Origin of the sequence: Halorubrum aethiopicum (assembly GCF_001542905.1) — an archaeon.
GTDB classification, from domain to species: Archaea; Halobacteriota; Halobacteria; order Halobacteriales; family Haloferacaceae; genus Halorubrum; species Halorubrum aethiopicum.
In genome coordinates, this window is the sequence record NZ_LOAJ01000001.1 from 2,580,364 (window position 1) to 2,593,755 (window position 13,392).

The following is a 13,392-nucleotide window of genomic DNA, read 5'->3' on the forward strand; positions in this document are numbered from 1 at the left end:
GCCCTCTGTATCGGTCACGCCGTTACTGACAGCCGCCGAGTATAGCGTGTCATATAATAGGTCACACAACGGTTTGTTTCAGAAGATCGTACAACAGATCGATATCGAGTAATCACCATTGTTCAATCGAGCGACCAGTTGTCACGAACGCTTATTCCGGTTGCGTGCTTGTTTACATAGCAGTCCTTACAGACGTGCCCCCCTTGACCGCAGGGCGATTTTCTTCACCTCGCCATCCGGTCCCCGGTGGAGTTTAGTCAGGATTTCAAGAGGTACACCTGATGGCAGAAACAATCACAACGACATCGAATTCGGACGAGGACGAGATGAACGCGGTCGTGTATTCGAAATATGGAGATCCTGACGTTCTCGAAGTCAGGACAATCGACAAGCCAGTGATCGAGGATGATGAGGTGCTGGTACGCGTTCACGCGGCTGGCGTGGATCGGGGCGTCTGGCATCTCATGATGGGCCTGCCGTACCCGATACGTCTCGTAGGCTACGGGTTCCGCGCGCCAAAGAATCCTGTCCTAGGCATGGATGTCGCAGGGGTCGTGGAGGCGATCGGCAAGAATGTGACCAGATTCCAGTCTGGCGATGAAGTGTTCGGGATCGGTAGGGGTTCGTACGCCGACTACGCACGCGCACATGAAGACAAGCTCGCACCCAAGCCGACGAATCTTAGCTTCAAGCAAGCGGCGGCGGTCGCCATCTCCGGCTTGACCGCCTTGCAAGGCCTGCGGGACCACGGACGGATTGAACCGGGCCAGAAAGTGTTAATCATCGGCGCATCGGGCGGCGTGGGCACCTTTGCCGTACAGATCGCCAAGGCGTTCGACGCGCACGTCACTGGCGTGTGTAGCACCGCGAAGATGGACTTGGTCCAATCGATCGGCGCGGATCACGTTATCGATTACACTCGTGACGACTTCGCCGAGAGAAAACAGCACTATGACCTGATCCTCGACATCGGTGGGAACTCGTCGTTGGCGCGTCTCCGACGTGCCCTCGTTCCACAGGGAACCCTCGTTATCGTCGGCGGTGAAACGGGCGGACGGTGGCTCGGAGGCATCGATCGACAGTTCCGAGCTCTCGTGCTATCCCCGTTCGTGAGCCAGAAGCTTGGCACATTCGTCTCCTCGGAGAATCACGATGACCTACTCGTCCTCAAGGATCTCATCGAATCCGAAAAGGTCACACCGATTATCGACAGAACGTACCCGCTCACCGAGGTTCCCGAAGCCATCCGGTATCTTGAGGACGGACATGCCAAAGGGAAAATCGTGATCACATCAGGGTAGAAATCTGGCGCTCTCGGATTTAGTTCGGACAGCGTAAAACAGACGCACACCATTCCGACATCCATCGTTCCTTCGACTGTGTCTCCGACTCGTCGTTGCAATCACCAACTACGAGCGGGGAGACGATCCCGGTCGAGAGAAGCTCAAGCTATGAGACGAATTCTATGACACGCTCGCCGAGTAGGTAAAAGAGGCTCTGCTACATACAGCGCGCGAGTCGGTCAGACGGGTCGGCGCAACGACATAGTACTCGAAACCGAGTCAGACTGGAAGACCCCGTTTGTGACCCCCGCGAACCACACAGCAGCGTTCAGCCCCGGTACAGCGGAAGCACAAGGGCTATCTCCGTTTCTGGCGTCTAGAGTGCATGGGTTACAACGTTCGGAAGGCGCTCCAGAGTCCCGGCGAGCGTCTCGTTCTCGCCAACGTACTCGTCTGGGCTGTACTCATCATCGGGATTGCGTACGTCCTCCGGGGAACCCCGGACGCCGGAATCATCGTCATCCTCGCTTCAGGAGCGGCCGCCACCAGCATCTCGCTCGTATCGCCACGGCTGAGACGCGGCGGTCGTACCGATTGAATGGCCGACGACTCCACGAGCCGAGCGCCGCAGCCTACTGTGGGCCATCCGGTTCTGTTCGCTCGCTCAGCGATGACACGACCGGTATCAGATTGGTGAGTTCACCCTCTGTATTAATCGCAGCTGGGTCAGAATATATCACTTGCTGAGGATTTCAACAGAGCCAACACGGCCAATATAATATCACCTCGATATTTCAGTCAAGCACTGTTGTATAGGGAGGGCGTATCGGTCAGTGGAAGCAGACTGAAAAGAGGTCGTGATTCGATCAACACAGGGGGTATGTGACGGAATAGAGGGCTAGTTCGTTATGTCATCGACCGGTCTGGACGCTTCGTCTCGGTCAACTCGTTCAAACAGTTCCGGACGCGTGGTGTAGAGCAGATACGTGACGCCGGTGAACCCCAGCGCGACGGCTGCCAGACTCTCTGTGGGAGTGCCATCGGTGATCACCAACCTTGTGAATCCGATAACGAACAGCACACCCGCACCAGCCAGCATGATTTTAGCGTCACGAATGCGGAAGTCCCCGTTCTCAGTCCGGAAAGCCTGGACCAGTAGGTGAGCAGCGAGAGCGCTAATCCCCAAGAACCCGACTATAGCGATTCCCTGTAGAACGGTCAAGAGCACTCGATCACCGGCATTGGTTTGGAGAGCTATGAGTTCTGTCTCTGTAATCATAGGAGTATATCAACGCCTGACAGAATAAATGACGCTGTGAGAGGTGTTATTACGGAGACTGATGAGCTGACGATGTTGAAATCATAAGGTACGCAGTATCCCCTGTATCGGCCACACTGTTACTAACCGACACTGAGTAGTTTGAGAAGGCGGTGCTGCATACAGGGCGCGAGTCGCGCACGCCGTCTTCAATTCAGACCGGAAAAAACCCCGAACATGCCGAGAATTGCGACGAGAAGCCCGATGATTCCTGATAGACCAAGATATTTCAGCGACTCCCACCGGTAGCCAAAGAAAGAAAAGAAGCCGGCGAAGGCGAACCAGAACAGCCAGAGCGGGTCGCCAAACTGGAATGCTTGGAAGCCCATGAATGAAAGCAGTCCAAGAAAGCCGAGCATCCAGAGCGAGTTGACCGAGTCGTTCGTTCCGATTTGAGATTCTGAGGTGGTACTCATACAGATATATGCTCGTTGATTAACATAAATCGAGATGGTGCTTCTCGGACCATGAGAACGACAGTCGGACTGCTGTATAGAGTCTCTATATTCAATACGGCGGCCCTGTTGAAATCCTATTCTTCAGATAGGTTCTCGTGTGAAACAGCCGGTCAGTAGATCTGCAAGTCGCTCACTCTCTATGGCTCATCCACTGAGCCGATACTGGGTTCGTCAGCCCAAGCTGTGTCGCACTTCTGCCCTTTCACTATTCAGTTGGTCTCAGTCGAAGCAGTGGCCGCCTAGTGTCAGTCCATGAACGCCAACTGGTCGCTTACTGTCGGTCAATCCTCAGTCTGCTTCGACCGCTTCGCCCAGTCGTTCCTCGACGAACACGGCGAACTCGCCGGCGAACGACACGACCGATTCCCAGTCGGTGAGTTCGGCGTCTCCCGACTCATCCGTCTCGAATTCCTAGTTCCTCACGATGAACTTCAGCAGCGCTCGCTTGAGGAACCCGTACTCTGAGAAGCGGAGTGCGCCGCCGAAGAGGGCGATTCTGTCGGGCTGCCAGTTCGTGGCGTCGATAAACTTGTCGAGATATCCCGTCGCCTCCGCGAGCCCCTCGTCGTTTTTCGCCCCGGACGCACCGGAGACTTGAAAGAACCCGTTCGGCGTCCGCACCAGTACCTCGCGGTTCGCTTTGACCCACCTCCTGACCGACTTCTGTTGTCTTCCATAGTGGATCGACGCGCCGATCAAGACGGCGTCGAACTCGTCGAGATCGAGTTCGGAATCGATCTCCGCGACGTTTACCGTCGTTGCCTCGTGGCCACGGGCTCTGAATTCCTCCGTGATGCTGTCGGCTATCTTTTCGGTCTGTCCCTCGCCGGTTCCGAACACAGTAAGGATGTGGGCCATGCATGTAGTAACGTCGACAACAGTCAAATACTAGCTGTAGCCCCTCGTGAGCGAACGCCCTGTCACTGACGCTCTCCGTTGGGCTACTATTCTGATCTTCACGGATCGGAGCTCCACCGTGAATCCCATTCTCACTTCGACATCTGTATCCCCCAGGCCGCTACTGGGGGAACGCTCGAAGAGTCGCTACCGGGAATAGACTCGACGGGACGGGGGTCCGTAGGAGGAAGACCACATCCAGCCAGCGAACAGCACGTACGGAATGGTTACGACCGCTGGAGCACTATTGAACCGGATGAGCCGATTTTCGAACGAACATCAGTCGAGGGTACCAGGTGATCCCTCAGAGAACGATTCAGTCGGATATCCAAGCACAGTCGAGGATCTATCGACGGGAGCACGTATCACGTTCCTCGAACGCGGTGTCGATGAACAAGGGACGTACTTGATCATGGACGGCGTTCTCCCGCCGGGAGTAGACAGTGGGCCCGCCCGTCTGCACCCACGGTCGGAGGCACGCTCGGAGGTGATGGCGGGTCGGGCCGACGTGACGGTTTGCGGTGAATCCAACGTCCTGCTTCTCGGCGAATCGCTGACCATCGCCCCCGGAGAAGCCCACAGCATCCGAAACCGCGGCGACGACACCCTCGTCGTTCGGACGACACTCCGCCCGCCCGGCGAGTTCGAAGCCGCAATTCGGGCGCTATACGAGGCCGGAGCAGGGGGTCGACCGGATCTATTCGCGGTGGCGGCAGTCCTCTCTCATTACTGTGCGGACGTGCGTCTCGCAGGCGTCCCATGGGTGGTTCAGCGACCGCTCTTAGGTGCGCTCGCCGGCATCGGAACGATGCTCGGCCGAAATCCACTCCCATAGTCCGCTACCCTATTGCGGCCAATTGGTAGTGACACAGTCCCTGACTGACCGTTGAGTACGGTGACGAGTGTATCCTGTATTGTCCACACGGACAAACACAGTCTGACCGGCGGGACGAGAAACCTACGACACGGCTATACTCTCAGGCAACTATTGTAGCATCGGTGATAAAAGTGGGATCGTCTACTAACCAAGCCGTCGAACGTATTGAGCAGCCGACCCGTGTGAATCGGTGGAACTACCTTCGTGTAGGAGGTCTGGCCGCGCTGATCGAGGCGGCCATCTACGTGGCCGGGATCGCGTACTTCCTCGTCGTCCTCGACTTCGCGAGCGTCACCGGGGCGCTCCAGCAGATCGAGTTGTTCGCCGCGAACGAGACGACGCTGTCCGCGATGTACCTGCTCATCTATGTGGTCTTCGGCATCGTACTGGTGGCGCTCGTGCTGACGCTCCACGAGCGCCTCGCGACCGGGGCACCGATGCTGATGCGAGCGACGACCGCGTTCGGGGTCATCTGGGCCGGGCTCGTCATCGCCAGCGGGATGGTCGCCACCCTCGCGATGGGCGTCGTCGTCGACCTCTACAGCACCGACCCGACGCAGGCGACGACCGTCTGGTTGGCGGTCAGTCCGGTCATCGACGGGCTGGGCGGCGGCAACGAGATCGTCGGCGGCCTCTGGACGCTACTCGTGAGCGTGGTCGCGCTCCGGACGCGGGCGCTCCACCGACTGGTGAACTATCTCGGGCTCGTGGTCGGAGGTGCAGGCATCCTCTCGGCGATTCCAGCGCTCGGTGAGATCGGCGGTGGCGTCTTCGGGCTGACCCAGATCGTCTGGTTCATCGCGCTCGGCGTCCTCCTGTTACGCGCAGGTCGTCGCGAAGCCTCCGCACACCTTCGCAAGGAGTGACTCGACTGACGGCCGCGTGAGATAGGTACGGACGAGTTGCTGAACACACCCTCTGTATCGGTCACGGTGCTACTGACAGAGACCAGGTAGTTGGTTGAGTTCGTACTGTATAGAGTGTGCTTAGTCAGCAAAGTGTTCGTGATCTACGTTGACTCTGGCTCACCGAGAAAACGGCCCGGTTACGGTATTTTCACGTAATTGTAGCCCTCCGACTGGAGACGAACCAGTTCGCTCACTCCACTCGGGACAATTTCGACCCCGGGAAGCGCCTCACGCGGTAATTCGTGCGCGTCAAAGCACGAGGAACCGGCTTTGATTGTCACACCGTGCTCGATTAGTTCCTGAATATCCTCGGAGAGGGGTGAGTTGGCGGCGACGAGTCTGATTCCCCCTCTGTGTGGAAGGAGTGTCACAGCCTCGTGTAACAGGTCTTCGTGCTGCGATAAGAGGGATGCACACCGTATCGCATGCTGAAAATGGCCTTCATCGCCACTGGTGATGTGAAGTACAGTTTTCATCCATCAGAGTACGCTGTCCTGTGAAATATCTGTTTGCGTACGGTCTCAGAACAGTGTCGATTCTCTTAATGTAGATACTCTCTGTATCTCTTACGCCGATCCTATCCGTCTTTAACCATTTCAACAGAGCCGCTTTTCACTGTACGCACACCTAGTCAACGGTATACGATGAATTGGGATAGTGAGCGAGAGATGGCAAAGGATGTCAAGGAGAACGAGGAACTGTACGAGGCGCTCGCAGACGACGGCGATGATGACGACGAGTAATCCGTGATTATCTTCCGGAAAGATTTCTCGGGGGAACTGGAGCCAGACCCGATACAGTTCCCCTTCAGACGCGGTCGATGTGGTCGTAGACGCGTTCAGTCGATTGGATGCTCGCGTGTCGCAGCCGGTTCCGCACGTCGTAGAACGTGTTCCCTTCCTCGACGTTGAGGATCCGATACGCGACGCTGTGCCGCAGCGTGTGCGGTGTCACGTCCTCCGGGGCTCCTCGCCCGGTGAGTGTCAGCGGCCGTACGTCGGCCGCGACATCGGCGGCTCTCACCACGTTCCGTACCGACTCGGTCGACATCCGGTCGGTCTGCCGCGACGGCCAGAGCGCCACAGTGTCCTTCCACCGGCTCGCGAGGTACATTCGAAGTGTCCGCACGGTCTCGTCGTCGAGCTCGATCTCGGTGTAGCTCGGCGACCGATCGGTCGGGTAGTCCTTCTGGAGGTCCGCCGGCAATGCGATCACGCTGTCGTCGAGGTCGAGGTGGTCGTCAACGTCGATCTGCCGCTCGACGCTGCTCATGACGCCACCTCCTGAGACGGCGCGAGAGCGCCGCTAAGTGTGAGAAAAAGGTGGAAAAGGTTTATGTATCCTATGGGCCGGCACGAATTTGAATCGTGGTTACGGCCACCCGAAGGCCGAAGGATACCAAGCTACCCCACCGGCCCGCATCCCAACGGAGGCCGTTCGTTCTTTTAATCCTTCCGAAAACGGGGGACATCGAGGGAGCCGACGGCTCAGGGTTCGAAGTACCGATCCCGGTGTGAGCGACAGCCGGGATTAAACGCGGCCCCGCAGCGCGGGCAGGCGTCGTCGCAGTCGAGGTACTCGCTGGCGGTCAGTCGCCCGCGACAGCGCCCGCAGAACACCGCGGGGTCGTCGAACCGGTCGCGGGGCCACGGCTCCGCGTCGTGGTCGGTCGCCTCCTCGTGACAGCTCGCACACGGGTAGTAGGTCTCACAGCAGCCGAACCGCAGGGCGATCACGTCGACCGCGGAGTCCCAGTGGGCACACCGGGTCCGGGGATCGACCGTGACCCCGCGGAGGGGGACGGAAAAGCGGTCGTCGAGCGCGGGGGCGTGAGTCGTCCGCGTCGCGTCGGGGCCGTCGGGGTCGCTCATCTCTCCGCTCCCGTTCAGTACGCGGTGTAGCCGTCGGTGTCGAGCCAGTTGTGGACGACCGAGACGGTGTGATCGGCGTGGAGTCGCTCGGGGCCGACGCGGAGCCGGCGGTCGCACGCCTCCGCGAGCAGCGACGACTCCGCCTCCGAGAAGTCGTGGTGGTCCGAGAGGACGAACACCGGGTCCGCAGGCGGCTCCGCGTCGACGAGCGGGTCGCCCGCCTCGTGGAGCTGGAGGAGCGTCCCGTCCCCGGCCAGCCGCTCGAGCGTCGCCTCCAGTCCCATCCGACGCAGCTCCACGCCGGGGGAGACGTCCGCCGGCATGTGACCGATCGCGTCCTCGCGGGCGGCGAGCGCGTCGCGGACCCGCGCTGCGACGTTCCGCTCGTCGGGGTGGAGGTGTCGGAGGGTCGCGGCGTCGAACGTGACCGTGAGCTCGTCGGCACAGACGAGGTGGACTCTGGCGTCCTCGCGAATGCCGTGTGAGAGGAAGACGCCGGTCGACACGCACCGACACAGCAGGTCGAGCCGGCCCGCACCGGGGATGTCCGAGAGGGAGATCGCGTCCGGGTCGGTGGGGACGTCGTGGCCGACGACGACGAACTGGCGCATACGGGCCGGTCCGCCCGAACCGTGATAAGCGACCCGGCCGACGGTCGACCATGAGCGTCACCGGACTCTGTCAGATCTGCGAGAACGCTCCGGCCCGACACGCCTGTCGGTACTGCGGACGGCAGGTGTGTCGGGACCACTGGAACGAGACGGTCGGCGCGTGTACCCCCTGTGCGGAGGCGTCGGGGGTCGGCGACGGAGGCGGGGGCCGCGGCGGTCGATCCGACGACGACACGGACGGCGGTGACGACGGGTTCCGGATCGACTGACCCGGGCGCGTCGACACGACGCGCCGAGCCGATCGGCCGGCTACCGGTGACGATTCAGGCGCTTCTTCAGTCGTTTCGCCGCGTCGCCGGCGGCCCCGAAGTACGTCGCCTCCTCGCCCGATCGAGCCGCCTCCTCGCCGGCGAAGACGATCCCCCGCGAGGAGTTGACGAGCCCGACGTCGACGTCGACCCCCGGATAGTCCGCGAGCCCGTGTTCGACCGCGGCCTCGGCGTCGCCGCCCTGCGCGCCGACGCCGGGAACGAGGAACGGGATCTCCGGGACGATCCCTCTGACCTCCGCGAGCTCGTCGGGCGTCGTCGCGCCGACGACGAGGCCGACGTTTCCGTTCGCGTTCCAGCCGTCCGCGAGCGCGGCGACGCGCTCGTACAGGGGCTCGCCCGAGTCGAGTTCGAGGTCCTGGAGGTCGCTTCCGCCGGGGTTGGACGTCCGACAGAGCACGAACACGCCCCTCTCCTCGCGGTCGAGGAAGGGTTGGAGCGAGTCGCGGCCCATGTACGGGTTCACGGTGATCGCGTCGACCCACTCCAACACTTCGGCGTACCGGCGCGTGGTGTTGCCGATGTCGGCGCGTTTGGCGTCGAGAAGCACGGGCACGTCTTTCCCGGCCGCGTACGCGACGGTCTCTCTGAGCGCGCGCCAGCCGTCGGCGTCCTCGTAGAAGGCCGCGTTCGGCTTGTAGCAGGCCGCGTGCTCGTGGGTCGCGTCGATGATACGCCGATTGAACGCCCACCGCGGGAGGTCGGCGTCCGAGAGGAACGACGGGATCCGGTCCGGGTCCGGATCGAGGCCGACCGAGACGACGCTGTCGGTCCGTTCGATCCGGTCCGCGAGCCGCTCGAAGAAGCGCATACCGGGTGTGTGACGGCTTTCGGACTAAGCGTTGTGTTCCACGCCGGAGACGCCACCGGAGGCTCCCGTCAGAACCACCGATCGAGCCCGGACGCGAGACTCACGAATACCAGTACAGCGAAGGAGTGAGCGATCGCCCGGGCGGTGGTGACGAGACTGGGGAGGCGTGAGGTGCGGTCGCGGGGCGGTGTGGGCGGGACTCAACGGGGCGGTCGCGAGGGGATCGCCCGCGACGTTCGAAGACGTGTCCGCCGTCTGTAACGCGAGGACGTGTCCGTCGTCTGTGACGTGTATATTGCCCGTACAACGAGTTATTTACGAACACGATTAGCCGCTCACGTATGGAGATCACACAGGTCGAGTCGTTCCCGATCGAGCTCCCGTTGGAGTCGCCCGTCTCCTTCTCCAACCGGACGCTCACGTACCGGGACCACGCGATAACGTACGTTCGAACCGCCGACGGCCGCGAGGGGGTCGGCTACTCGCTGGGCTACGAGGGCGCCCACCTCGTCGCCGACGCGGTCGAGTCGATGCTCGAACCGATCGTCCTCGGGAAGGACCCGCGCGACACCACCCGCCTCTGGCGCGAGATGTACGACGGCAACGTCCAGATCGGTCGCATGGGCGTGATGCTCCGTGCCATCTCCACCGTCGACATGGCGCTGTGGGACCTGAAGGCGAAGGCTGCCGACCAGCCGTTATACAAGCTCCTCGGCGGCAACAGCGAGTCGGTCCCCTCCTACGGCAGCGGGGGGTACTACCGCGACGAGAAGGGCCACGAGGCCCTCCGCGGCGAGGTGCGCCGCTACGTCGAGGAGGGCCACGAGGTGGTGAAGATGAAGGTCGGCCGCCTCTCCGTGGACGAGGAGGTCGAGCGCGTCGACGCCGTCCGCGACGAGGTCGGGTCGGAGACGACGCTGCTCCTCGACGCCAACGGCGTCTGGGAGTCGACGACCGAGGCGGTCCGCGCCTGCCGGGCGTTCGAGCCGTACGACCCGTACTTCATCGAGGAGCCGGTGATGATCGACCGCGTGGAGACGATGGCGGAGGTGAACGACGCCATCGACTACCCGGTCGCCACCGGCGAACTGGAGGGCACCCGCCACAACTTCGCGCGGCTCCACGACACGGGCGCGGCGACGATCCTCCAGCCGGACGTGACCGTCTGCGGCGGGATCACGGAGTGGCTCCGGATCGCGAACTACGCCGCGGCCTACGACGTGCCCATCGCGCCCCACTACAACTGGAACATCCACACCTCGCTGCTCGGGGCGATCGACAACGGGTTGTGGATAGAGTATTTCTACCGCGACATGGACGTGAAAGCCTTCGACGACGTGGTCGCGGAGCCGCTCGCGCCGGGTGACGACGGCCGGATCGCGATGCCCGAGGAGCCGGGTCACGGCGTAACGCTCGACAAGGACGCCTTAGAGGAGTTCAGCGCATGAGAGATTACTCGGACCAGATCGACATCCGCGACGCGGACAGGGACGTACAGATCACGAGCATCGACGCCTGCGTCGTCGAGGGCAACTTCGAGTGGAACCTGATCAAGGTGGAGACCGACGCCGGCGTTACCGGCATCGGCGAGTCGTATCGCGGCGGCGGGATCCCGGAGATCGTCGAGTACACGAACCGCTTTCTGGTCGGCGAGAACCCGCTCGACGTCGAGCGGCTCGTCCGCTACGTCTTCCAGGAGATGTCGGGCCACGGCGGCACGACCGGGAAGGTCGTCACCGCCGCCTCCGGCATCGAGATCGCGCTTCTGGACGCCGCCGGGAAGATCCTCGATCTCCCCGTCTACCAGCTCCTCGGGTCGAAGTACCGCGACGAGGTCCGGATCTACTGCGACTGTCACGCCGGCGAGGCGTACGCGGTCGAGGACGGCGCGACCGCGTACGCGGAGGCCGAGGCGTACTCCCCGGAGGCGTACGCCGCCGAGGCGGCCCGGGTCGTCGACATGGGCTTTTCGGCACTGAAGTTCGACCTCGACCTGCCCGCCGACAACGAGAACGACCCGTACAACGGGCGGCTGACGAACGCGGCGATCCGCGAGAAACGCGAGATCGTCGAGGCGGTGCGCGAGGAGATCGGCTACGACGTCGACCTCGCGTTCGACTGCCACTGGGACTACTCCGTCGAGAGCGCGAAGCGGCTCGCGTACGAGCTGGAGGAGTTCGACCTGATGTGGCTCGAGGACCTCGTGCCGCCGGAGAACATGGACGCACAGAAGGAGGTGACGAAGGCGACGCGGACCCCGGTCGCGACCGGGGAGAACCGCTTCCGCGTCTTCGAGCTCTCGGATCTCATCTACGACCACGGCGTCGACGTCGTCACGCCCGACCCGACCACCGTCGGCGGGCTCACGGAGACGATGCGGATCGCCGACCGCGCCGAGGAGAACTACATGCCGATGTCCCCGCACAACGTCTGTAGCCCGGTCGGGACGATGGCCTGCGTCCACCTCGGCGCGGCGACCCCGAACTTCGATCTCCTCGAGTACCACGCGCTGGAGGTCGACTGGTGGGACGATCTCCTGGTCCGCGAGGAGCCGATCATCGAGGACGGCCGGATCGCGGTTCCGGAGGAGCCGGGACTCGGGATCGAACTCGACATGGACGTCGTCGACGAGCACCTCCTCCCGGGAACCGACGGGTTCTGAGCCGGGCGCTACCGCCGGGAGGTGGCCACAACCGTCGGGTTCCCGCGTGGGTCGCCGACCGTGGCAGCGGCGTCCCGGAGGGTTATTTATCCGTGGATACGTAACCCCGTACATGATCGATTATTTCGATTTGGAGGCGTCGCTCTCCCAGGAGGAACGGCTGCTCGTCGACTCCGCGCGGTCGTTCGTCGAGGGCGAGATCGACGACATGGGGGAACACTGGATCGAGGGCACGTTCCCGACGGAGATCATCCCGAAGATGGGCGAGATGGGCTTTTACGCGCCGAACCTCGAGGGGTACGGTCTGCCGGGGGTCAGCGAGACCTCCTACGGCCTCCTGATGCGCGAGCTGGAGGCGTGTGACTCGGGGCTCCGGTCGATGGCGAGCGTCCAGGGCGCGCTCGTGATGTACCCGATCCACGCGTTCGGCAGCGACGAACAGAAGGAGGAGTGGCTCCCCGCCCTCGGCGAGGGCGAGGCCGTCGGCTGCTTCGGCCTGACCGAGCCCGAGCACGGGTCGAACCCCTCGGCGATGGAGACGCACGCCGAGAAGGAGGGCGACGAGTACGTCCTGAACGGCTCGAAGACGTGGATCACGAACTCCCCCATCTCCGACGTCGCCGTCGTCTGGGCGCGCGACCGGAGCGAGGAGGACGACCCGGTTCGCGGGTTCCTCGTCGAGACCGACCGCGATGGCGTGACGACCAACAAGATCGACGAGAAGCTCAGCCTCCGCGCGTCGATCACCGGCGAGATCGCGCTCCAGAACGTCGAGATCCCCGAGGAGAATCGGCTCCCCGGCGTCTCGGGCATGAAGGGGCCGCTGTCGTGTCTGACCCAGGCGCGCTACGGCATCGCGTGGGGCGCGGTCGGCGCGGCCCAGGACTGCTTCGAGACCGCCCGCCAGTACGCCACCGACCGCGAGCAGTTCGGCAAGCCCATCGGCGGCTTCCAGCTCCAGCAGCGCAAGCTCGCGGAAATGGCGACCCAGATCACGCTCGCCCAGCTGCTCGCCCACCGCCTCGCCGAGCTCAAGGAGTCCGGCGAGATGCGCCCGCAGCACGTCTCGATGGCCAAGCGGAACAACGTCCGGATGGCCCGCGACCAGTCGCGGATCGCCCGCGAGATGCTCGGCGGCAACGGGATCACGGCCGACTACTCCCCGATGCGACACATGACGAACATGGAGACCGTCTACACCTACGAGGGCACCCACGACATCCACACGCTCATCCTCGGCGAGGACCTGACCGGGATGCAGGCGTACCAGTAGGGAGCAGCAGTCGACCTTCGTGGACGAAGGCTGACGGCTCCGAGACGGATCGCGCTCTCGGTAGTTCTCGCGTGATTCGTCCGGAACTCTACCA

At 62.6% G+C, this 13,392-nt stretch carries 16 protein-coding genes and 1 tRNA gene; 8 read left to right on the forward strand and 9 right to left on the reverse strand.

The window, feature by feature from the left end:
* Positions 1–281: 281 nt before the first annotated feature.
* Both AXA68_RS12270 and AXA68_RS12275 read left to right on the forward strand, forming a co-directional pair.
* Entirely contained in the window at positions 282–1,301 is a 1,020-nt protein-coding gene (locus AXA68_RS12270) for an NAD(P)-dependent alcohol dehydrogenase (protein WP_198530057.1), read from the forward strand.
* A gap of 367 nt (positions 1,302–1,668) precedes the next feature.
* Entirely contained in the window at positions 1,669–1,881 is a 213-nt protein-coding gene (locus AXA68_RS12275; protein ID WP_066417211.1) for a hypothetical protein, read from the forward strand.
* Between the two features lie 300 nt (positions 1,882–2,181).
* On the opposite strand, the gene AXA68_RS12280 is transcribed toward AXA68_RS12275, so the two are convergent.
* From AXA68_RS12280 to AXA68_RS12290, 3 genes are all read right to left on the reverse strand, one after another.
* On the reverse strand, positions 2,182–2,562 hold the full coding sequence (locus AXA68_RS12280; RefSeq protein WP_066417213.1) for a hypothetical protein: 381 nt from the start codon (positions 2,560–2,562) through the stop codon (positions 2,182–2,184).
* Between the two features lie 188 nt (positions 2,563–2,750).
* Positions 2,751–3,017, reverse strand: coding sequence for a hypothetical protein (locus AXA68_RS12285; RefSeq protein WP_198530058.1), 267 nt, complete (start codon positions 3,015–3,017; stop codon positions 2,751–2,753).
* A 453-nt stretch (positions 3,018–3,470) separates the two neighbouring features.
* Positions 3,471–3,917, reverse strand: a complete 447-nt coding sequence (locus AXA68_RS12290; RefSeq protein WP_232745116.1) for a flavodoxin domain-containing protein — start codon at positions 3,915–3,917, stop codon at positions 3,471–3,473.
* A gap of 295 nt (positions 3,918–4,212) precedes the next feature.
* Here AXA68_RS12290 and AXA68_RS16120 point away from each other — a divergent pair, with 295 nt between their 5' ends.
* Positions 4,213–4,791: a cupin domain-containing protein gene (locus AXA68_RS16120; protein ID WP_157884838.1), complete on the forward strand. Its 579-nt coding sequence runs from the start codon at positions 4,213–4,215 to the stop codon at positions 4,789–4,791.
* Positions 4,792–5,015: 224 nt separating this feature from the next.
* Positions 5,016–5,699 (forward strand): DUF4386 family protein, encoded by a 684-nt coding sequence (locus AXA68_RS12295; RefSeq protein ID WP_066417214.1) that lies wholly within the window; start codon positions 5,016–5,018, stop codon positions 5,697–5,699.
* A gap of 179 nt (positions 5,700–5,878) precedes the next feature.
* Here the strand turns inward: AXA68_RS12295 and AXA68_RS17600 are convergent, their stop codons facing one another.
* The 5 genes from AXA68_RS17600 to trmY form a co-directional block, all read right to left on the reverse strand.
* The gene (locus AXA68_RS17600) at positions 5,879–6,217 is read right to left on the reverse strand and encodes a DsrE family protein (protein WP_080505251.1); all 339 of its coding nucleotides are present in this window, start codon (positions 6,215–6,217) and stop codon (positions 5,879–5,881) included.
* A gap of 331 nt (positions 6,218–6,548) precedes the next feature.
* A complete protein-coding gene (locus AXA68_RS12300) occupies positions 6,549–7,013 on the reverse strand; it encodes a tyrosine-type recombinase/integrase (protein ID WP_066417221.1) in 465 nt (154 codons plus the stop codon).
* 73 nt (positions 7,014–7,086) lie between these two features.
* Positions 7,087–7,159 (reverse strand) — tRNA-Pro (locus AXA68_RS12305).
* 69 nt (positions 7,160–7,228) lie between these two features.
* The gene (locus tag AXA68_RS12310; RefSeq protein ID WP_066417223.1) at positions 7,229–7,612 is read right to left on the reverse strand and encodes a CHY zinc finger protein; all 384 of its coding nucleotides are present in this window, start codon (positions 7,610–7,612) and stop codon (positions 7,229–7,231) included.
* A gap of 14 nt (positions 7,613–7,626) precedes the next feature.
* Positions 7,627–8,223 carry a tRNA (pseudouridine(54)-N(1))-methyltransferase TrmY gene (gene trmY, locus AXA68_RS12315; protein WP_066417226.1) on the reverse strand — a complete coding sequence of 199 codons (597 nt, stop codon included), beginning with the start codon at positions 8,221–8,223 and terminating at the stop codon, positions 7,627–7,629.
* A 50-nt stretch (positions 8,224–8,273) separates the two neighbouring features.
* On the opposite strand from trmY, the gene AXA68_RS12320 reads away from it, so the two are divergent.
* Positions 8,274–8,492 (forward strand): hypothetical protein, encoded by a 219-nt coding sequence (locus tag AXA68_RS12320; protein ID WP_066417229.1) that lies wholly within the window; start codon positions 8,274–8,276, stop codon positions 8,490–8,492.
* A gap of 40 nt (positions 8,493–8,532) precedes the next feature.
* Here the strand turns inward: AXA68_RS12320 and pyrF are convergent, their stop codons facing one another.
* Positions 8,533–9,363 carry an orotidine-5'-phosphate decarboxylase gene (gene pyrF / locus AXA68_RS12325; protein WP_066417232.1) on the reverse strand — a complete coding sequence of 277 codons (831 nt, stop codon included), beginning with the start codon at positions 9,361–9,363 and terminating at the stop codon, positions 8,533–8,535.
* 341 nt (positions 9,364–9,704) lie between these two features.
* On the opposite strand from pyrF, the gene AXA68_RS12330 reads away from it, so the two are divergent.
* The 3 genes from AXA68_RS12330 to AXA68_RS12340 all read left to right on the forward strand — a co-directional run bounded on the left by AXA68_RS12330 (position 9,705) and on the right by AXA68_RS12340 (position 13,298).
* On the forward strand, positions 9,705–10,811 hold the full coding sequence (locus AXA68_RS12330; protein WP_066417236.1) for a mandelate racemase/muconate lactonizing enzyme family protein: 1,107 nt from the start codon (positions 9,705–9,707) through the stop codon (positions 10,809–10,811).
* Positions 10,808–12,025 carry a mandelate racemase/muconate lactonizing enzyme family protein gene (locus tag AXA68_RS12335; RefSeq protein WP_066417245.1) on the forward strand — a complete coding sequence of 406 codons (1,218 nt, stop codon included), beginning with the start codon at positions 10,808–10,810 and terminating at the stop codon, positions 12,023–12,025. Before AXA68_RS12330 ends, AXA68_RS12335 begins: the two co-directional genes overlap by 4 nt.
* 112 nt (positions 12,026–12,137) lie before the next feature.
* Positions 12,138–13,298 (forward strand): acyl-CoA dehydrogenase family protein, encoded by a 1,161-nt coding sequence (locus AXA68_RS12340; protein ID WP_066417251.1) that lies wholly within the window; start codon positions 12,138–12,140, stop codon positions 13,296–13,298.
* Positions 13,299–13,392: the final 94 nt, after the last annotated feature.

Excerpts from the sequence above, each read along its gene's own strand:
- AXA68_RS12300 (WP_066417221.1), bottom strand. The coding sequence starts at position 7,013 with ATGAGCAGCGTCGAGCGGCAGATCGACGTTGACGACCACCTCGACCTC.
- AXA68_RS12280 (WP_066417213.1), bottom strand. The coding sequence starts at position 2,562 with ATGATTACAGAGACAGAACTCATAGCTCTCCAAACCAATGCCGGTGAT.
- pyrF (WP_066417232.1), bottom strand. The coding sequence starts at position 9,363 with ATGCGCTTCTTCGAGCGGCTCGCGGACCGGATCGAACGGACCGACAGC.
- AXA68_RS12310 (WP_066417223.1), bottom strand. The coding sequence starts at position 7,612 with ATGAGCGACCCCGACGGCCCCGACGCGACGCGGACGACTCACGCCCCC.
- AXA68_RS12320 (WP_066417229.1), top strand. The coding sequence starts at position 8,274 with ATGAGCGTCACCGGACTCTGTCAGATCTGCGAGAACGCTCCGGCCCGA.
- trmY (WP_066417226.1), bottom strand. The coding sequence starts at position 8,223 with ATGCGCCAGTTCGTCGTCGTCGGCCACGACGTCCCCACCGACCCGGAC.
- AXA68_RS12330 (WP_066417236.1), top strand. The coding sequence starts at position 9,705 with ATGGAGATCACACAGGTCGAGTCGTTCCCGATCGAGCTCCCGTTGGAG.
- AXA68_RS17600 (WP_080505251.1), bottom strand. The coding sequence starts at position 6,217 with ATGAAAACTGTACTTCACATCACCAGTGGCGATGAAGGCCATTTTCAG.
- AXA68_RS12285 (WP_198530058.1), bottom strand. The coding sequence starts at position 3,017 with ATGAGTACCACCTCAGAATCTCAAATCGGAACGAACGACTCGGTCAAC.
- AXA68_RS12340 (WP_066417251.1), top strand. The coding sequence starts at position 12,138 with ATGATCGATTATTTCGATTTGGAGGCGTCGCTCTCCCAGGAGGAACGG.
- AXA68_RS12270 (WP_198530057.1), top strand. The coding sequence starts at position 282 with ATGGCAGAAACAATCACAACGACATCGAATTCGGACGAGGACGAGATG.
- AXA68_RS12290 (WP_232745116.1), bottom strand. The coding sequence starts at position 3,917 with ATGGCCCACATCCTTACTGTGTTCGGAACCGGCGAGGGACAGACCGAA.
- AXA68_RS12335 (WP_066417245.1), top strand. The coding sequence starts at position 10,808 with ATGAGAGATTACTCGGACCAGATCGACATCCGCGACGCGGACAGGGAC.
- AXA68_RS16120 (WP_157884838.1), top strand. The coding sequence starts at position 4,213 with ATGAGCCGATTTTCGAACGAACATCAGTCGAGGGTACCAGGTGATCCC.
- AXA68_RS12275 (WP_066417211.1), top strand. The coding sequence starts at position 1,669 with ATGGGTTACAACGTTCGGAAGGCGCTCCAGAGTCCCGGCGAGCGTCTC.